The 18,460-nt window shown below is 66.8% G+C and carries 14 protein-coding genes; 11 read left to right on the forward strand and 3 right to left on the reverse strand.

Annotation, left to right across the window (positions count from 1 at the left end; all coding sequences use genetic code 11):
• The first annotated feature begins 371 nt into the window (after positions 1-371).
• The 5 genes from ACWDTI_RS14310 (at position 372) to ACWDTI_RS14330 (ending at position 5,709) form a co-directional block, all read left to right on the forward strand.
• The gene (locus ACWDTI_RS14310) at positions 372-1,631 is read left to right on the forward strand and encodes a flavin-containing monooxygenase (protein ID WP_449738752.1); all 1,260 of its coding nucleotides are present in this window, start codon (positions 372-374) and stop codon (positions 1,629-1,631) included.
• 35 nt (positions 1,632-1,666) lie between these two features.
• Positions 1,667-2,119, forward strand: coding sequence for a RidA family protein (locus tag ACWDTI_RS14315; RefSeq protein ID WP_449738753.1), 453 nt, complete (start codon positions 1,667-1,669; stop codon positions 2,117-2,119).
• Positions 2,116-2,790, forward strand: coding sequence for a DUF1028 domain-containing protein (locus ACWDTI_RS14320; protein ID WP_449738754.1), 675 nt, complete (start codon positions 2,116-2,118; stop codon positions 2,788-2,790). Before ACWDTI_RS14315 ends, ACWDTI_RS14320 begins: the two co-directional genes overlap by 4 nt.
• Positions 2,787-3,953, forward strand: coding sequence for a M20 family metallopeptidase (locus tag ACWDTI_RS14325; RefSeq protein WP_449738755.1), 1,167 nt, complete (start codon positions 2,787-2,789; stop codon positions 3,951-3,953). The genes ACWDTI_RS14320 and ACWDTI_RS14325 overlap by 4 nt, the downstream gene beginning before the upstream one ends.
• A gap of 316 nt (positions 3,954-4,269) precedes the next feature.
• On the forward strand, positions 4,270-5,709 hold the full coding sequence (locus ACWDTI_RS14330) for an aspartate ammonia-lyase (RefSeq protein WP_449738756.1): 1,440 nt from the start codon (positions 4,270-4,272) through the stop codon (positions 5,707-5,709).
• Positions 5,710-5,760: 51 nt separating this feature from the next.
• Here the strand turns inward: ACWDTI_RS14330 and ACWDTI_RS14335 are convergent, their stop codons facing one another.
• Positions 5,761-6,378: a TetR/AcrR family transcriptional regulator gene (locus ACWDTI_RS14335; RefSeq protein WP_449738757.1), complete on the reverse strand. Its 618-nt coding sequence runs from the start codon at positions 6,376-6,378 to the stop codon at positions 5,761-5,763.
• Between the two features lie 223 nt (positions 6,379-6,601).
• Between ACWDTI_RS14335 and ACWDTI_RS14340 the strand changes: the two genes are divergently transcribed.
• Positions 6,602-8,710, forward strand: coding sequence for an oxidoreductase (locus ACWDTI_RS14340; RefSeq protein ID WP_449738758.1), 2,109 nt, complete (start codon positions 6,602-6,604; stop codon positions 8,708-8,710).
• A 98-nt stretch (positions 8,711-8,808) separates the two neighbouring features.
• Here ACWDTI_RS14340 and ACWDTI_RS14345 read toward each other — a convergent pair whose 3' ends face one another.
• Together ACWDTI_RS14345 and ACWDTI_RS14350 are read right to left on the reverse strand one after the other, a co-directional pair.
• Positions 8,809-10,479, reverse strand: coding sequence for a DUF222 domain-containing protein (locus ACWDTI_RS14345; RefSeq protein ID WP_449738759.1), 1,671 nt, complete (start codon positions 10,477-10,479; stop codon positions 8,809-8,811).
• A 535-nt stretch (positions 10,480-11,014) separates the two neighbouring features.
• A complete protein-coding gene (locus tag ACWDTI_RS14350) occupies positions 11,015-11,923 on the reverse strand; it encodes a LysR family transcriptional regulator (protein WP_449738760.1) in 909 nt (302 codons plus the stop codon).
• A 142-nt stretch (positions 11,924-12,065) separates the two neighbouring features.
• On the opposite strand from ACWDTI_RS14350, the gene ACWDTI_RS14355 reads away from it, so the two are divergent.
• The 5 genes from ACWDTI_RS14355 to ACWDTI_RS14375 all read left to right on the forward strand — a co-directional run bounded on the left by ACWDTI_RS14355 (position 12,066) and on the right by ACWDTI_RS14375 (position 18,446).
• Positions 12,066-13,586, forward strand: coding sequence for an APC family permease (locus ACWDTI_RS14355; protein ID WP_449738761.1), 1,521 nt, complete (start codon positions 12,066-12,068; stop codon positions 13,584-13,586).
• A gap of 26 nt (positions 13,587-13,612) precedes the next feature.
• The gene (locus ACWDTI_RS14360; RefSeq protein ID WP_449738762.1) at positions 13,613-13,993 is read left to right on the forward strand and encodes a cupin domain-containing protein; all 381 of its coding nucleotides are present in this window, start codon (positions 13,613-13,615) and stop codon (positions 13,991-13,993) included.
• A gap of 48 nt (positions 13,994-14,041) precedes the next feature.
• Positions 14,042-15,529 carry an aldehyde dehydrogenase gene (locus ACWDTI_RS14365; RefSeq protein WP_449738763.1) on the forward strand — a complete coding sequence of 496 codons (1,488 nt, stop codon included), beginning with the start codon at positions 14,042-14,044 and terminating at the stop codon, positions 15,527-15,529.
• Between the two features lie 206 nt (positions 15,530-15,735).
• On the forward strand, positions 15,736-17,565 hold the full coding sequence (locus tag ACWDTI_RS14370; protein ID WP_449738764.1) for an amino acid permease: 1,830 nt from the start codon (positions 15,736-15,738) through the stop codon (positions 17,563-17,565).
• Positions 17,562-18,446, forward strand: a complete 885-nt coding sequence (locus tag ACWDTI_RS14375) for a universal stress protein (protein ID WP_449738765.1) — start codon at positions 17,562-17,564, stop codon at positions 18,444-18,446. The genes ACWDTI_RS14370 and ACWDTI_RS14375 overlap by 4 nt, the downstream gene beginning before the upstream one ends.
• Positions 18,447-18,460: the final 14 nt, after the last annotated feature.

Here is an 18,460-nt window from a genome sequence, read left to right on the forward strand (position 1 = left end):
CATACCCCGGCTGACCCTCCCTCGCCGGCTGACCCTTGCCGACCCTCTCGCCAGCGCTCCCTCGCCGACCGACGCTCCCTCGCCGACCGACCCTCCCTGCCAGCCAACCCTCCCTCGCCGACCGACCCTCCCTCGCCGACGCTGCCTCGCCGACCGACCCTCCCCGCCAGCCGACCCTCCCTCGCCGGCTGAGCCGCCCGGAGCGCCAGCGGAGGGCGAGTCGAAGCCACGCAAGAGACCCCGCCACGGACACCACCCGCCTACATCGCTTCAACCGAAGCAATACATCAATTCTATCCGCTGTACAGATGCAACCGATCACTGAATCATGGACTCAACGCACATGAATCTGTGGAACAGCGGAGGTTGAGATGGCAGACGAACAGATCGAGGTGCTCATCGTCGGCGCCGGTCAGGCCGGCATCGCGATGAGTGAGCACCTCACCGCGCAAGGGATACCGCACCTGGTGCTCGAACGCGACCGGGTCGCCGAGCGATGGCGGTCATGGCGATGGGATTCTCTGGTCGCCAACGGTCCCGCCTGGCACGACCGCTTCCCCGGCATGGAGTTCGCCATCGACCCCGACGCCTTCGCCGGCAAGGAACAGGTCGCCGACTACCTCGCCGCGTATGCGCAGAAGTTCGACGCGCCGATCCGCACCGGAGTCGAGGTACATTCGGTCCGAAAGAACCAGGGACGTCCCGGCTTCCACGTGGAGACCTCCGGCGGCACCATCGACACGCGCTTCCTCGTGTCGGCGACGGGCGCCTTCCAGAAGCCGGTGATCCCGCCGGTCGTGCCCACCGACGCCGGATTGCACCAGATCCACTCCAGCGGCTACCACAATCCGCAGCAGTTGCCCGACGGCAACGTGCTGATCGTCGGAGCCGGGTCGTCGGGCGTGCAGATCGCCGACGAACTGCGACAGTCCGGCCGCGAGGTCTGTCTCGCGGTCGGGCCGCACGACCGTCCGCCGCGCAGCTATCGTGGCCGCGACTTCTGTTGGTGGCTGGGTGTTCTCGGCAAGTGGGACATGTCGGCACCGCCGGTCGGCGCCGAGCACGTGACCATCGCGGTCAGCGGTGCACACGGCGGACAGACCGTCGACTTCCGGGGTCTGGCGGCCGACGGCATCACGCTGCTGGGTCGGGCGGAATCCGTCGAGGGCGGTGTCATGCGCTTCGCCGACGACCTGCGCACCAACATCGAGGCCGGCGATGCCAACTACCTGTCCATGCTCGACGAGGCCGACGCCTACATCGCCCGCAACGGCCTGGACCTCCCCGAGGAACCCGAGGCCCGAGTGCTCGGCGCCGATCCGGCGTGCATGACCACCCCGATCCGCGAACTCGACCTCGCGGCCGCGGGAATCACCTCGATCGTGTGGGCCACCGGCTTCGCCAACGACTACGACTGGCTACAGGTCGATGCGTTCGACGCCAACGGCAAACCACAACATCAGCGCGGTGTCTCGTCGGAGCCGGGCGTCTACTTCCTCGGACTTCCGTGGCTGTCCCGGCGCGGCTCGAGTTTCATCTGGGGTGTGTGGCACGACGCGAAGTACCTCGCCGATCAGATCGCGATCCAGCGCGGCTATCTCGCGTACGAGTCGTCGGCGCTGTCCGTCTGATAGTCCACCCTTCCGACCCGAAAGGACTGTGCCCCATGAGCACTGCACTGTCGCCCCAGACCACCCACACCCGCATCCGCCCCTTCAACACCAAAGAGACCTACCCTGAGCAGAACCTGGACAACGATCTGTGCCAGGCGGTTGTGGCCGGCGGCGTGGTGTATCTGCGCGGCCAGATCGGCCAGGACCTCGACACCCGCGAATCGGTCGGGATCGGCGATGTCGCCGTCCAGACCGAGAAGGCGATGAGCAACATCGCGATGCTGCTCGACGAAGCGGGCAGCTCGTTGCACGACATCGTCAAGGTCACCGTGTACCTCACCGACATCCGCTATCGGGAGACCGTGTACCGGATCATGGGCCGCTGGCTCAAGGGTGTCTTCCCGGTGTCCACCGGGCTGGTCGTCGAGGCGCTCGCCCGTCCCGAGTGGCTGGTCGAGATCGATGCCACCGCCGTTCTCAGCGAACCCGAGGATGCCGTCCGATGACCATGTCGCTCGTCGCCCGCGACGCTGCGACCGGGGCGTTCGGCATCGTCATCTGCTCGTCGAGTCCCGCCGTGGCCGCCCGCTGCGCGCACCTGCGCGCGGGAGTCGGCGTGGTGGCATCGCAGAACATCACGAATCCGGCGTTGGGGACGGCCGTGCTCGACGGACTGGCCGCCGGTTCCGATGCGGATACGGCGTTGAAAGCCGCTCTGGCCGTGGAAAACTACCCCGACCATCGGCAGGTGACCGTCGTCGACGCCAACGGCGTGACCGCGGAACACTCCGGGTCGTTGAGCCTCGGTGTGTACTCGGCGGTGCAGGGCCGCGAGGCCGTGTCGGCAGGAAACCTGCTGGCCGACACCGGAGTCATCGACGCACTGCTTGCCGGTTACGCCGACAGCTCCTCTGAGGCATTCGAAGAGCGGCTGATCGACGGTTTACGTGCCGCATTGGCCGCCGGCGGTGAAGCCGGACCGGTTCATTCCGCGGGACTGCTGGTGGTCGAGGATGTTTCGTGGCCGGTGACCGATCTCCGGGTCGACTGGTCCGACGATCCACTCGCCGATCTGTCGGCGCTGTGGCAGGTGTGGCAGCCGCAGAAGAACGACTACCAGGTACGCGGGGTCGACCCGACCCGGGCGCCCTCCTACGGGGTTCCGGGGGACCTGTGAACGCCGTCGACGCAGCGATCGAAACCCGGGTCGCCCAAGCGCATCCGCAGTTGATCTCGCTCTCCCGTGACCTGTTCGAGCATCCCGAAGTTGCGTGGGAGGAGGTGCGGTCGGCACGCCGGGTCGCAGGCCAGTTGGCGGACAACGGTTTTACCGTCACCGAAGCGTTCTGCGACCTCGACACGGCATTCGTCGCGCGCATCGGCGACGGTGATCTGCACATCGCCCTGTGCGCCGAATACGACGCGTTGCCCGGCCTCGGTCACGCGTGCGGCCACAACCTGATCTCTGCCATCACCGTCGGTGCCGCCACCGCGCTCGCACCACTGGTCGACGACCTGGGACTGACCCTGAGTGTCGTCGGCACCCCGGCCGAGGAGGGCGGCGGCGGCAAGATCGAACTACTCGAACGCGGCGGATTCGACGGCCTCCATGCCGCCGCGATGGTGCATCCCGGACCGGCCGACGTCGCCCGCGCCCGCCCGTTTGCGGTGTCGCACAGCCACATCTCGTATCACGGGAAGTCGGCGCATGCAGCCGCCTACCCTGAGCGCGGCGTCAACGCCGCCGATGCCTTCACCATCGCGCAGGTCGCGATCGGGCTACTGCGACAGCAACTTCCGTCGTCGGTGCGTGTGCACGGCATGATGACCCGCGGCGGCGAGGCGCCGAACGCGATCGCCGAGCGCACCGAGGGACGCTGGTATGTGCGGGCCGAGACACTGACCGAACTCGCCGAGATCGAGCCCCGCGTCATGCGCTGCTTCGAGGCCGGCGCGCTCGCGTCGGGCGCCGAGCTGACCGTCACCCCGGAATCGAAGCCATACGCGGAGTTCCGCACCGACGAGGAGCTTCTCGCGCGCTACGAAGAACGAGCCTTGGCCGCCGGCCGGCGGTTCGGCTCCGGTCCCGACGCGACGATGGCGCGGGCGTCCACCGACATGGGCAATGTGTCGCAGGTGATTCCGGCGATCCACCCGTACATCGGCATCGACTCGCTTCCCGCGGTGAACCATCAGCCCGAGTTCGCCGCCGCCACCATGACGCCCGCCGCCGAAACCGCCATCGCGCAAGGCGCGGTCGCGTTGGCCGGCACCGTCGTCGATGCGGCCCAGACCGCCAACATCCGCCACCGCCTGCTTGCCGGGTCGGGGCAGAACTAGCCGCCCGCGCCCCTCCTCGCCCTTCGCCGGTCGAGTAAGCAATCTGGGCCGCCGCAGACGGCCAGCGTGTGACCAGGAAGAATCGCAACCCTCGCTGGATCAGAGAGGAACCGGCGCCGCATCGAGACCCCGGCAGCAGATCTCGATGCGCGGGCTCGCAAGCTCGCTCGCTTACTCGATCAGCGGGGAGACCCCTGGATCAGAGAGGAGCCTGCGACGACCGCATCGAGACCACCTCCACCTTCGCCGGTCGAGTAAGGGAGGAGCCTGCGACGACCGCATCGAGACCTCCTCGCCCACAAAGAAAGAAAGCCCGATGACACCCTCCCCCACCCGCACCGAACACGACCTCCTCGGCGACCGCGACATCCCCGCCGACCTCTACTACGGCGTGCACACAACCCGCGCGTGCGAGAACTTCCCGATCAGCGGCGTCCCCATCTCCCGTCATGCCGACCTCGTCGTCGCACTTGCCGCCGTCAAACAGGCAGCCGCGGAGACGAATCGAGAACTGCACCTGCTCGACGACACCATCGCCGACGCGATCATCGCCGCCTGCACGGAGATCAGGAACGGCGCGCTGCACGACCAGTTCGTGGTCGACCAAATCCAGGGCGGCGCAGGGACGTCGAGCAACATGAACGCCAACGAGGTGATCGCGAACCGAGCCCTGGAGATCCTCGGCCATCCGCGCGGCGCGTACCACGTCATCCATCCTCTCGAGCACGTCAACCTCGGGCAGAGCACCAACGACGTCTACCCCACCGCGGTGAAGATCGCCCTCGGCAGCGCATCCCGCTCTCTCGCAACGGCTCTGAGAGAGCTGGTTCGACATTGCGCCGCAAAGTCCGACGAGTTCTCCGGCATGCTGAAGCTGGGACGAACACAGTTGCAGGATGCGGTCCCGATGACCCTCGGCCAGGAGTTCGGCGCGTTCGCGGTCACCATCGGCGAGGATGCCGACCGGATTGACGAGGCATGTGCGTTGATCGCCGAGATCAACCTGGGCGGCACCGCAATCGGTACGGGCCTCAACACCCATCCGGAGTATGCCGCACGTGTGTGCAACCACCTGCGCGCCATCACCGGACTGCCGTTGACCACCGCCGGCGATCTCGTGGAGGCGACGTCGGATGTCGGCTCCTTCGTACAGCTGTCCGGCGTCACGAAGCGCGCGGCTGTCAAGGTGTCGAAGATCTGCAACGATCTGCGTCTGTTGTCCTCGGGCCCGCGCGCAGGTCTCGGCGAGATCAATCTGCCTGCGGTGCAGGCCGGTTCGAGCATCATGCCGGGCAAGGTGAACCCGGTGATCCCCGAGGTGGTCAATCAGGTCGCCTTCGAGGTGATCGGCAACGATCTCACCGTGACGATGGCCGCCGAGGCCGGGCAGTTGCAGCTCAACGCCTTTGAGCCGATCATCGCGCGAGCGATGCTGTCGTCGCTCACTCACCTCACCGCCGCGGTCGGGGTGTTGGGTGAACGCTGCATCGCCGGAATCACCGCCAATGCCGATCGCATGCGCGACACGGTGTTCGGTTCGGCCGGCATTGCCACCGCGCTCAACCCAGTCCTCGGCTACGAAGCCGCGACGGCGCTGGTTGCCGAGGCCATCGCCACCGGTGCATCGATCCCGGACCTGGTGCGGCGCTCGGCCCTCGTCGACCCCGCAGTACTGGACAGCGTGCTGAGTCCAGAGAATCTGTGCGGGACGAGCCGTCCGGATAACCGCGCACGCACAGCGATTACGCGTCAATAATTGACGCGTAATCGCTGTGCGAGCGCGCGGAGGTGAGGGACGGCGCGAGCCTCACCTCGTTCGCCCGCCGACGAGTTCGGCACAGTTGAGCGTCGCGGCGAGATATCCCTGCACTGCACTCCGCGCCGCGGCACCATCCATATGCCGGTTCCGGCCCACCAGGTGTATCCCGAATCCGTCCTCGAGAACCACTGTCGCAGAGGCAATCCGTGCGCTGCCGGCGACCGGGCTGAACACCCCTGCCGCCACCCCGTCGTCGATCACCGAGCGGTACAGCGACACCTCGAGCTCGAACAGGTGCGACATCAGTTCCGCGTGCCGCTTCTCTCGCGAACTGTGCAGGTGCAACTCGTAGAGGGCCACCGCCATCGGATCGTCGGGGTCGAGGACGCCGAGGTCGATGAGTATCCGTAGCCGCAGCACCGGATCGGCGATACCGTCGATCGCGGCTTGCCGTTCTCGGTAGAAGCGGGTGACGGCCGCCTCGTGGACGGCGAGCAGGAGGTCGTCGAGTTCCGGGTAGTAGTAGGCCACCGAACCCGGGGAGAGTCCGGCCGCCGTGGCGATGTCCTTGACTCGCAGTCCGATGAGGCCCCGCTCGGCGATCGCAACCGTCGCCGCGGTCACGATTTCTGCGCGGCGGGCGTCTTGTCTGCGGGGGCGGGCCATGGTTGCCGATACTGCCTCGTCACCAACCCTCGGCGCAACCACGAACTTCGCTGATCTGCATCGATTCCACCGAAGTAGGGCATCGGATCTTTGTGGGACGAGATCTCCGTTACGGCTTTGACCATGGGAAAAACCGCGATACCGTCGAATCATTCTTTGCGATTGGTCGCAAAGAACGAGGCCCTCAGCCCGGCCGACCCCAATACCCTCGACGGAGATCCTCATGCGCGACCCTCGCTACGACATCTTGTTCGAACCGGTCCAGATCGGCCCGGTCACCGCCCGCAACCGGTTCTTCCAGGTCCCTCACTGCAACGGCATGGGATACCGCGATCCCTCGGGCGAGGCCGCGATGCGCCGCGTGAAGGCCGAGGGCGGCTGGGCGGTGGTGTGCACCGAGCAGGTCGAGATCCACCCGACCTCGGACATCGGCCCGTTCATCGAGTTGCGTCTCTGGGATGACCAGGACATGCCGGCGATCGCCCGCATCGCCGAGCAGATCCACGAGGGTGGCGCGCTCGCCGGAATCGAGCTGGCGCACAACGGACTCAACAGTCCGAACCTGATCAGCCGCGAAACCCCGCTCGGCCCACAGCATCTGCCCGTCGTGTCGTGGAACCTCGACCCGGTCCAGGCTCGCGCCATGTCCAAGGCCGACATCGTCGATCTCCGCAAATGGCATGCCGATTCGGTGCACCGCTCGCTGAAGGCCGGCTATGACATCGTCTATGTCTATGCCGGTCACGCCATCGGCGGATTGCACCACTTCCTCTCCCCGCGCTACAACAACCGCACCGACGAGTACGGCGGCAGCCTGGAGAACCGCGTCCGCCTCATCCGCGAAATCCTCGAGGACACCCGCGAGATCGCCGACGGCAAGGCCGCCGTCGCCTGCCGCATCTCGGTCGACGAACTCCTCGGGGACGACGGCATCACCCGCGCCGAGATGGAGGACGTCTTCGGTCTCATCGGCGAGCACCCCGATCTGTGGGACCTCGTGCTCGGCAGCTGGGAAGACGACTCGGTCACTTCACGATTCGGTCCCGAGGCCGAGCAGGAGCCCTTCGTCGCCGGTCTCAAGCAGTTCACCACCAAGCCGGTCGTCGGGGTGGGCCGATTCACCTCGCCCGACACCATGGTGCGTCACGTCAAGAGTGGCATCCTCGATCTCATCGGCGCGGCTCGCCCGTCGATCGCGGATCCGTTCATGCCCAACAAGATCGAACGCGGCGACCTCGAGGACATCCGCGAGTGCATCGGCTGCAACATGTGCGTGTCCGGCGACTTCACCATGTCCCCGATCCGCTGCACCCAGAACCCGACCATGGGTGAGGAGTTCCGTCGCGGCTGGCATCCCGAGCGCATCGCACCGGCCGCCTCGGAGTCGTCGGTCCTCGTCGTCGGCGCCGGGCCCGCCGGACTGGAAGCCGCACGCTCCCTAGGCAATCGCGGCTACCAGGTGACGCTGACCGAGGCATCGCGCACGCTGGGCGGCCGGGTGGCGCGCGAGTCGAAACTCCCCGGCCTGTCCGCGTGGATCCGGGTGATCGACTACCGCCTGCAGCAACTCGACCGACTCGACAACGTCGAGGTCTATCGCGAGTCGCCGATGACCGACCAGGACATCCTGGACTACGGCTTCGATCACGTCGTGGTCGCGACCGGATCCTCCTGGCGTCGCGACGGCGTGGGCCGCTGGCACACGCACCCGATCGACATCGACACGGCCACCGAGGTCATCACCCCCGACGACATCATGGCCGGCACGCGCCCGACGGGTAACCGGGTCGTCCTGTTCGACGACGATCACTACTACATGGGCGCAGTCCTCGCGGAACTCCTTGCCAAGGAAGGGTATTCGGTCACCCTGGTGACCCCGGTCCCCCAGGTCTCGCAGTGGACGACAAACACCATGGAGGCCCACCGCATCCGCGCCCGCATCATCGAAGCCGGTGTGGAGGTCCGCACCGACACCGCGATCACCGCCGTTACCGCCTCCGGCGTCGACACCGCGTGCCGATTCACCGGCCGCACAGGGCAACTCGACGCCGACGCCGTCGTCATGGTGACCGCACGCCTTCCGCACGACGAGCTGTACACCGCACTGCAGGACCGCCGCGACGAGTGGGAGGCCGCCGGCGTACGCAGTATCACCGGCGTCGGCGACGCCTGGGCGCCGTCGACGATCGCGGCCGCCGTGTGGTCCGGGCATCGTTTCGCCGAGGAACTCGACGTGCCCAAGAACGACGACCCGGTGCCGTTCCGGCGCGAGGTGACGCAGCTGTCGATCGAGCCGGTGTTCCGGACGCCTGCGCCGGCTGCCACGGTGTAGCCGGGGACCGGGCGCCTGCGCCGGCTACCACGGTGGAGCCGGGACCGGGCCCTTCGTGACTCGGTTGTGTCACGAAGGGCCCACCGGCGCAGCAGGATTCAGAACGGTGGTGGCGGGCCCTCGTGGTGGCGTTTGTGGTTGCGGTTCCTCTCTGCCCGCCTGCGGGCATGTTTGTTCGCCGTCCGAGTCCGGGTGCGGGTCGGCCGTGGTATCGGTGGCGGCGCATTCTGGGGTGGGGCTTGGGGTCGGGCGGTGAACCGGATACGGCGCAGCCCGGGGAAGAGGTCTTCGAGGGTTTCGGCCTCGCCGGGGATGACGAGTCCTTCGGGGGTGATGGTTTCGGTGCGCAGCCGCCCGTCGTCGTCGCGCCCCATGTCATCGAGCCACTCGCCGAACGTTTTCAGCAAGTGCCAGGGCCGACATTTCGGGTTCATGTTCTCCGAAGTCGTCTGCCCACCGGCGGATGGATCGTCGTGGTCGTACTCGGCGACATGATCGCCGTCGCACTGCCACGCACTCGTCCCGCAGCCGGGTTCGGTGCAGTAGCCGTGCCGGATGCGGATGAACTCATCCAGTGCGGTACTGGACCGGTACGGGTCCGACGGGATCGACCCGGGCAGGGTGAACGACCCGTCGGGGTCCATCGGGGTGCCCGGCGGGATCAAGTGGGAGATCCGGGCATCCGATCGGGCCGCGAGTTCGCGTACGTGGGCGTCGTCGATGACGCCGTGTCCGTCCATGAAACCCGGGTTGTTCGCTCGGCCCTCGAGGGTGGCTTCGTCGCAGACGACGTGGATGACGACCCGTGGCGCGACCGGGACCAGCGCTGTTGACGCGGTCGGCCGGGTCTCGGCATCGGTGTCGGTGGTGTGGTCGGTGTCGACACCGGTGTCGGTGGTGAGGTCGAGGGTGGGTGTGGTGACCGGGCAGTCGTCGCGGCCGCATTCACACGCGAACTCGCTGGCACTCAGCAGCGCGAACTCGGCGTCGGAGAGCCGTTGGTTCTTGGTGCGGCCGTCGTGCTCACACACCCGGCCGGCGACCGCCTCGATGTTGGCAAAGGCGATGCGGGCGTTCTCCGCCGACATCACCGCGGCAAGTTCCGCGGTGCCGTCGCCACGGTTCTCCACCCACACACCACGTTTGTCCAGGGCGTCCTTGCGACGCTCGCGCACCGCGTCGGGGTCGTGGCGGAAGATGATCCGGTCGACCATGTCCCGCAACCGTTGGGTGGAGTAGCTGCCGGCGCGCAGGCGTTGGGCGATCTCGGCATCGACCTGCGGGCTATAGGACTGGCCGTCGATCAGGTCGGTGTCGAGAATGATCTGTCGGGCCTGGGCGGGGCTGATCACCCCGTCGCCGAGACATTCGAACTCTTCCGGGAGCCGGTCACGCAGGGCGATCGCCTCGGTGAGCAACCGCTCGGCCCGATACCGGGTCACGGTGAGCACCTGCGCGATGCGGGTGGCGGCGTCGGCGAATCCGTCCACGACGAACCCGTCGGTGTCCTCGCGGGCGGCGACGTAGCGGTCGTAGAGGGTCGCGGCGTAGCGGTATTCGCGGTAGGCGAGGTGGGACTGTCCGCGGTGCAGTTCGCGCATGCCGGTGAGCAGAGTGTTGGTCGGTGCCTGGTCGACGGTGTCGAGTGCGATGTCCCCGGCAAAGGGTGCCGGCAGCTCATGCCACACCGAGGGTGTGGTGGGCGAACCGGCAGACGCGGACACGACGAGCCTTTCAGAGATGCGGGCATGACTGCAGGACAACCACATTCATCTCTGACTCGTGCACCACCCGACAGCGCGGTGGTGCGGCCCTTCATCTTCTCTTTCCTGCTGACAACAACCTATAACAGGGGTACGACAAGAATCGTCGGCGTGCGCGATGGTCTCGACTTCGACAAGCTCAGCCCGGCGGATACGCGTCGGCCTCGCTGCGCTCGGACGTCGCTACTCGACCAGCGGGGATTCTCCCACCGACCGAGTGAGGCTCCGAGCGTGCGACGCGCCGCATCCGGTGGGTCGAGTAAGCGCGGCGACGAAGGAGCCGTGCGCATCGAGACCGAGATCACCTGTCTGCCAACGGAAGTGGTCTCGATGCGCGGCCTCGCAAGCTCGGTCGCTTACTCGACCAGCGGAGGGGAGCCTGCTCGACCGGCGGGCAGGTGTGCGAGGTCTCGATACGCGTCGGCCTCGCTGCGCTCGGACGTCGCTACTCGACCAGCGGTCAGGCTGCGGGGTCTCCTCGATACGCGCGGCGCCACTCGGACTTCGCTACTCGATCAGCGGGGATGGCTCCCCGCCGAACTCAGCGCGCGTCGCTCCCGAACAGGTCCCGACACAACTCCGCGACCACGCTCGCGCGTCGGGTTGGTTTGGCCGCAACGGCATTCAGTAACACCATGGTGAGCGCGGGCACGTCGTCGGCGATCGGTACCGCCGCCACCCGGTGACCGTCGAGCGCCATCGGCACCGCCGACTTCAGATTGAGCACGGTGTACGCGAGCCCACGGCCGACCAGCGAGCGGCAGGTCTCCACCGTCGTCGAGCGGTACCGGACGTTCGGCGTCACGTCCGCCTCGGCGAACACGCGCCGGAAGTAATCGCGGCTGTGCGGGAGGTCGAGCAAAGCCATCGGCTCGTCCGCCAGATCGGCCAGATGCACCTTGCGCCGATCGGCCAGTCGATGATCTCCGGCCACCAACACATACGGCGGCAGCGACCGTAGCGGCCAGCGCCGCAGCCGCGGGTCGTCGACGAGGTCGTAGCCGATACCCAACTCGAAGGTGCCGTCGGCGACGCCCTCGGCCAGGTCGGCGAGATCGACCTCGGCGGTCTGCAACTCCAGCTTCGGCAGTTTCTCGGCGGCGGTGGCGAGCAGTTCGGGCAGCAGATACGGCGCGGTCACCTCGAAACAGCCGACCGAGAGCGTGCCGGACAGCGAGCCGCCCAACCCCTGTGCCACCGACCGCAGGTCCGCCGCCGACGCCAACAACTGGCGACTGGCGACCAGGAGCTCGCGACCCGCGGGCGACAGCGTGATGCCCTTGGCGTGATGACGCACGAGCAGCTGAACTCCAAGTGCGCCTTCCAGATCCGTCAGCGCGGTGGACATCGCCGACTGCGAGAGGTGCACCGTCGATGCCGCACGCGTGATACTGCCCGCCTCGGCCACTGCCACAAAGTATTCGAGTTGCCGCAACGTGTAATCGGCCATCACTCACCTCGCTCAGGTCCGCCCCGCAATTGGATCGATCAGACCGATCCTAAAGCAAGAAAAGACCGACTGTACAGATGCTTCCCGGTGTCCCACGCTTGTACAAAGCACGATCGCACCCGCACCGATCAGGAGTTACGACATGGGAGCACAGCCCGGACCATCGACTCTCGAACCACCCACCGAGATGCACCTGCGGCACTCACTGAAACGCTTCGACGTCCCGGTGATGATCCTGTCGGCGCTGATCAGCCTCGACATGGTCGGCGAGATCTCCTCGTTCGGCGGCCAGACATTCACCTGGCTGCTCGTCCTGGCGCTGCTGTGGATGATTCCGTACGGCCTCGTCACCGCCGAGCTCGGCAGCGCGTTCCCCGACGAGGGTGGCCTCTACGAGTGGGTGAAGCGCGCCTTCGGCCGCCTCGCCGGGTCGCTCGCCACCATCATGTACTGGTCGATCAACCCGCTGTGGATCGGCGGCTCGCTCGCCTTCATCAGCACCGAGGCCTGGAGCAGCTTCATCCGGCCGGTCGGTACCGGCACCGTCGGCGACTACGCGTTCAAGATCGCGTTCGTCGTCGGCTCCGTTGCCATCACGCTGCTGTCGATGCGGCGCGCACGCATGATCTTCCGGCTCGGCACATACCTGAAACTGGCCCTCGCGGCGGTGTTCCTGGTGACCACTCTCATCTACGGCATCCAGCACGGCTTCCACGGCATCGGTGCGGTCTCATGGTCGCCGACGATGACCGGATTCCTGGGACTCGTTCCGCTGCTGCTCTTTTCACTCGTCGGATTCGAGGTGCCCAGCCAGGCCGGCGGTGAGATGGCCAACCCGCAGCGCGACGTCCCGCGCGGTATCGCGCTCGGCGGTTTCGTCGGCATCCTCGTCTACGCACTGCCGGTCCTGGCCCTGCTGCTCGTGCTGCCCGCCGACAAGATCACCGGCATCGCCGGATTCATGGCAGCCGTCGACACCGTGTTCGGCGTATTCGGTCCCGCCGCTTCGGTATTGGTGAAGATCGCGGTGATCGCGTTCATCCTCGCCCTCGGGATCACCGGCGCCACCTGGGCGATGGCGGCCAACCGGGCACTGGCCGTCGCCGCCGGCGACGGTGGGTTCTTCCCCTACTTCGCCAAGTTCGACAAGCGCACCGATGCCCCACTGCGCGTCGGGATCTTCACCGGCGCAATCGCTCTCGGCTTCATGCTCGCCGGCGTCGCCTTCTCCGGCGGCAACAGCGCGGCCACCTTCACCGTGGTGCTCACCATCACGATCTCCACATCGTTGATCGCCTACCTGTTCGTCTTCCCGGCCGCACTTCGTCTGCGGCGCAACCACGCGGGCACCCCACGTCCGTACGCAGTCCCCGGTGGCCGCGCCGGCATGACGGTTGCCGTGGTCCTGACGACCTTCTGGGCGGCGCTGGGCGTGTGGGTGGCCGTGTTCCCCGGCACGCTCGAGAGCCTCTTCGGCATCGACTACGCCTTCGCCGACACGTGGGGCGTGTCCCGGATGCGGTTCGAGGTGTTCACCCTCGGCACCCTGGCCGTGCTCGGCGTCATCGCGGTCGCCGGCTACCTGCGCGCCCGCAGCGCGGCCGGCACCCAACCCGACTCCATCGACCTCGAATCCGCCGACCTCACCGAACCCGTCGGCTGAGCCGGCCCACACCAAAGGAGAAACCGATGACCACAACCGAACTGACCACCCCTGAGCTCGTCCGCGCCGACGAGACCGCACGCGCCGCGATGACGCCCAGCGCCTACGTCACCACCGAAACACTGCGCGACGGCGACCCACGCGAACGCGAGGCCATCCACCTCACCAGCGACGACGAGAAGTTCATCGTCGGATCGTGGGAAGCACAGCCCTACACCGAGTACATCGAGTCGTATCCCGGCGACGAATATGCCCGCGTGCTCGAGGGTTCGGTGACGCTGACCGGCGACGACGGTGTCGCACACACGTATTCGGCCGGCGAGGCCTTCACTCTGCGTCGCGGCTGGCGCGGCGAGTACCGCGTCACCGAGCCTCTGCTCAAGCAGTTCGCTCTGTACCTCGCCTGACCGAGACCGGCACGAACCGACACCCGACCCGAGAAAGCCACCATCAGCATGTCCGATCTCACGTCCATCGACTGGCACGACCGCGCCGCCGCCATCAAGTTCCCCACCAACGCCGTCATCGACGGCCGGCAGGTCCCGGCGACATCGGGTGACACGTTCGACGTCGTCAATCCCGCGACCGGCGACGTCCTCGCCGCGGTGGCGGCGGGCGACACCCCCGACGTCGACGCCGCGGTCAGCGCCGCACGCCGGGCGTTCGACGACGGACGCTGGTCCGGACTGTCGGCGACCGAACGCGGGGCGATCCTGAACCGCTTCGCCGATCTGCTCGAGCGCCACATCGACGAACTCGCCCTGTTGGTGACCCTGGAGATGGGCAAGCCGATCCGCGACTCGTACGACGTCGAAGTACCCGGTGCGGCAGCGGTTTTCCGATACTACGGGGAGGCCGCGGACAAGCTGCCCGGCGAGCTACCGCCCACCTCTGACGGCAGCATCGCGATGGTGCGCCGGGTTCCGCTCGGCGTGGTGGGCGCGGTGGTGCCGTGGAACTTCCCGCTCGACATCGCCGCCTGGAAGGTGGCGCCCGCGTTGGCGGCCGGCAACACGGTGGTGCTCAAGCCCGCCGAGGAGTCGCCGCTGTCGGCGCTGCGCATGGCCGAGATCGCCCTCGACGCGGGTATCCCGCCGGGCGTCTTCAACGTCGTGCCCGGCCTTGGCGCCACCGCCGGACGGGCGCTCGGCCTGCATCCCGACGTGAACTGTCTGACGTTCACCGGTTCCACCGAGGTCGGTAAGAAGTTCCTCGCCTACAGCGCCGAATCCAACATGAAACAGGTGTGGCTCGAATGCGGCGGCAAGAGCCCGAACATCGTGTTCGCCGACTGCGCCGATCTCGACCATGCCGCCGAGATGGCCTGCTTCGGGATCTTCGGCAACCAGGGCGAGGTCTGCTCGGCCAATAGCCGACTACTGGTGCAGCGGGAGATCCTCGACGAGTTCGTCGCGAAGGTCGTCGAGAAAGCTGCGACATACCGACCGGGTGATCCACTCGATGCCGCATCGGCCGCCGGGTCGATGGTGTCGCGCAGACAGCTCGACATCGTCCTCGGCTATGTCGAGAAGGCACGGCAGGATGGCCGAATTGTGCTGGGCGGAAACCAGATCGGCGAGGTCGGCTGCTTCATGGAGCCCACCGTCGTCGTCGACCTACCGACCGATTCGACGATCGTGACCGAGGAGATCTTCGGGCCGGTGCTCGCGGTGCTCGGCTTCGACAGTGAGGACGAGGCCGTCGCCCTGGCCAACGACACGCCCTACGGTCTGGCCGCGTCGGCATGGACCGCCGATCTCGATCGGGCGCTGCGCATGTCGGATGCGCTCCACGCCGGCACGGTGTCCATCAACACCGTCGACGCACTCTCGCCCGGCACCCCGTTCGGCGGATTCGGCGCATCCGGGTACGGCAGCGACCTGTCCATCCATGCCATCGAGAAGTTCACCGGTCTGAAGACCACGTGGATCGCGAGGCGCTGACCACCGGGCGCTAAACGGACATTTCTCGTATTTCTCTCCAGCTATTGAGCGTATACGTGACCGGGCTTACAGTATATTACTGATGTATCAGTTGGATTCCATGGTCGGGCGTGCAGATGAGGCGCACGATGAGGTATCCGCGGACACGTCGCCCCGTCAGAGCGCAGTGACGCGCTTGAATTTCTCGGAGAGATTGGAGAGCGCCCATGGGTGCTTCACCCGAACTGAAAAAGGGTCTGAGTGAGCGACAACTGAGGATGATCGCCATCGGCGGCGTGATCGGCGCCGGCCTGTTCGTCGGTTCGGGCGTGGTCATCCACGCCACCGGCCCCGCGGCGTTCATCCCCTACGCCCTCTGCGGCGTCATCGTCATCATGGTGATGCGGATGCTCGCGGAGATGGCCGTGGCGAATCCATCGACAGGGTCCTTCGCCGACTACGCACGGAACGCCCTCGGCGGCTGGGCGGGATTCTCCGTCGGGTGGCTCTACTGGTATTTCTGGGTCATCATCGTCGGCTTCGAGGCCATCGCCGGAGCCAAGATCGTCCAGTACTGGATACCCGGCATCCCCTTGTGGCTGTGTTCGCTGGTCCTGCTCACCGCGATGACCGTGACCAACCTGCTCTCGGTGTCGTCCTTCGGCGAGTTCGAGTTCTGGTTCGCCGGCATCAAGGTCACGGCGATCATCATCTTCCTGGCCGTCGGCGCCGCGTACGTGTTCGGTCTGTGGCCGCACAAGGCGATGGACTTCTCGAACCTGTACGAGCACGGCGGATTCTTCCCGAACGGTGCGTGGGCGATCACCGCGGCCATCGTGACCGTCATCTTCTCGATGACCGGCGCCGAGGTCGCGACGATCGCGGCCGCCGAGTCCCATGATCCCGAGCGCGCCGTGGCCAAGGCCGCCAACTCGGTCATCATGCGTATCGCGCTCTTCTACGTCGGATCGATGTTCCTCCTGGTGACGATCGTCCCCTGGAACGACGACACCCTGGCCGCCTCCCCGTACGTCGCGGCGTTCTCCGAGATGGGTATCCCCTACGCGGACCACATCATGAACGCGGTGGTGCTGACAGCGGTGCTGAGCTGCCTGAACTCGGGGATGTACACCGCATCGCGCATGCTGTTCGTGCTCGCCGCCCGCCGGGAGGCACCACAGCAGTTCGTCAAGGTCACCCGCCGCGGTGTCCCGGCGGTGGCCATCCTGGTGTCGTCGATCGTCGGTTTCCTCTGCGTGATCGCGGCTGCAATCTCCCCCAACACGGTCTTCGCCTTCCTGCTCAACTCGAGTGGCGCGATCATCCTGTTCGTCTACTGCCTGATCGGCATCTCGCAGATCGTCCTGCGCTACCGCGAAGGATCGGGGCACCTGCGGGTCAAGATGTGGTTCTTCCCGGTCCTGTCGATCCTCACGATCGCCGCGATCGTGGCGATTCTGGCCCAGATGGGCATCGAGTCCGACAGCCGATCGCAGCTGGTGCTGAGTCTGCTCTCGTGGGCTGTGGTCATCGTGCTGTACCTGGCCAACAAATGGTTCATCGCACGCCGACCCGAGGTCGAGGGCGCGGCGGCAAGCAAGCCGGCATCTCGAGTCCTGGTGTTGGCCAACGAAACCGCCGACTCCGCCGAGCTTCTGAGCGAACTGCAGGGCATCGGCGCGGCCCGCAACGCCAAGTATCTCGTCGTCGTCCCCGACAGCCCGATCGAAACCGGGGTCGCGGCCACCCACGGCCCGCTCGACGTCTTCGAGGCCACCCAGCAGGCCGCACAGGAACGGCTCGACCACACGGTGATGACGATGCGCTCGGAGAACCTCGATGTCGAGGGCGTCCGCGGGGATTACCGACCCCTGCGCGCCCTTGCCGATGCCGTCGACACGTTCAAACCGGATCAGATCGTGATCGCCACGCTGCCCCCGGAGACCTCGGTCTGGCATCGCTTCGACGTCGTCGACCGCGCTCGCACGGACTTCCCGAAGATCCCCGTGACCCACGTCGTTGCGGCTTCCGCATCGCGCGCGGAGCTCGCCCAGTGACGATCATCGCCGGCTTCAGTGCAAGCCGACAGGGCAGCGCCCCACTGCATCTGGCCGCTCAGATCGCCCGCACCACCGGCGAGAAGATAGTCGCGGCAGCGGTTCTCGAGAAGAGCGAGCCGTTGGCCGGGGATCAGGTCGAACGGGAGTACCAGGCGCATCTGGGCACCCGCGCGATGGCGTCGCTGGAAGCCGTCGTCGCCGCGATGCGCACCGACCTCGACATCAGTCTGGTGATCCACCAGGCGAATTCGATCCCGCGGGGGCTCATGGAACTCGCCGCCGAACATCAGGCGAGCGTCGTCGTGGTGGGTTCGTCGTCGTCGGGATTGCTAGGTCGTATCGCCCTCGGCAGTGTCACCGAACGGCTCGTTCACACCGCTGCCGTCCCGGTGGCGATCGCTCCCCGCGGATATCCATTGTCACCGATTCCGTTGCAGCGCCTCACCATTTCCTACGGGGGTGGGGCCGACACGGTGAAACTCATCCACACCGGCGCCGAGCTGGCCAAACGCTGGAAGGTGGATCTGCGGATCGCGTCCTTCACCGTCCGTCCGACAGCCATGTTCGGCGGCGCGGTCGAGCAGTCCGCGGAGATCCTGGTGTTGAAACAGTGGGCGCAGAAGACGATGGAAGCCGTTGGCGCGCAACTGGACGAGGCACGCAAGACGGTCTCCCTCCCCGACGTCGATCTGGTGATCGGTGCCGGCACCGACTGGGGGTCCGCCGTCGACGACATCGCCTGGAAGTCCGGAGACATGCTGCTGTTCGGCTCGGGCGCGGCCGGCCCACTCACCCAGGTCTTCCTCGGGTCTGCGGCGTCCAAGATCATCCGGCATGTACCGGTCCCGGTGATGATCGTGCCGCGGCGGCAGACGTGACCGCCTGACCCAGC

The organism is Gordonia sp. NPDC003424, from assembly GCF_053588655.1.

Coding starts and splice junctions, on each gene's coding strand:
- ACWDTI_RS14355 (WP_449738761.1), top strand. CDS start 12,066: ATGGGAGCACAGCCCGGACCATCGACTCTCGAACCACCCACCGAGATG.
- ACWDTI_RS14320 (WP_449738754.1), top strand. CDS start 2,116: ATGACCATGTCGCTCGTCGCCCGCGACGCTGCGACCGGGGCGTTCGGC.
- ACWDTI_RS14315 (WP_449738753.1), top strand. CDS start 1,667: ATGAGCACTGCACTGTCGCCCCAGACCACCCACACCCGCATCCGCCCC.
- ACWDTI_RS14330 (WP_449738756.1), top strand. CDS start 4,270: ATGACACCCTCCCCCACCCGCACCGAACACGACCTCCTCGGCGACCGC.
- ACWDTI_RS14360 (WP_449738762.1), top strand. CDS start 13,613: ATGACCACAACCGAACTGACCACCCCTGAGCTCGTCCGCGCCGACGAG.
- ACWDTI_RS14310 (WP_449738752.1), top strand. CDS start 372: ATGGCAGACGAACAGATCGAGGTGCTCATCGTCGGCGCCGGTCAGGCC.
- ACWDTI_RS14370 (WP_449738764.1), top strand. CDS start 15,736: ATGGGTGCTTCACCCGAACTGAAAAAGGGTCTGAGTGAGCGACAACTG.
- ACWDTI_RS14340 (WP_449738758.1), top strand. CDS start 6,602: ATGCGCGACCCTCGCTACGACATCTTGTTCGAACCGGTCCAGATCGGC.
- ACWDTI_RS14345 (WP_449738759.1), bottom strand. CDS start 10,479: ATGTGGTTGTCCTGCAGTCATGCCCGCATCTCTGAAAGGCTCGTCGTG.
- ACWDTI_RS14335 (WP_449738757.1), bottom strand. CDS start 6,378: ATGGCCCGCCCCCGCAGACAAGACGCCCGCCGCGCAGAAATCGTGACC.
- ACWDTI_RS14350 (WP_449738760.1), bottom strand. CDS start 11,923: ATGGCCGATTACACGTTGCGGCAACTCGAATACTTTGTGGCAGTGGCC.
- ACWDTI_RS14365 (WP_449738763.1), top strand. CDS start 14,042: ATGTCCGATCTCACGTCCATCGACTGGCACGACCGCGCCGCCGCCATC.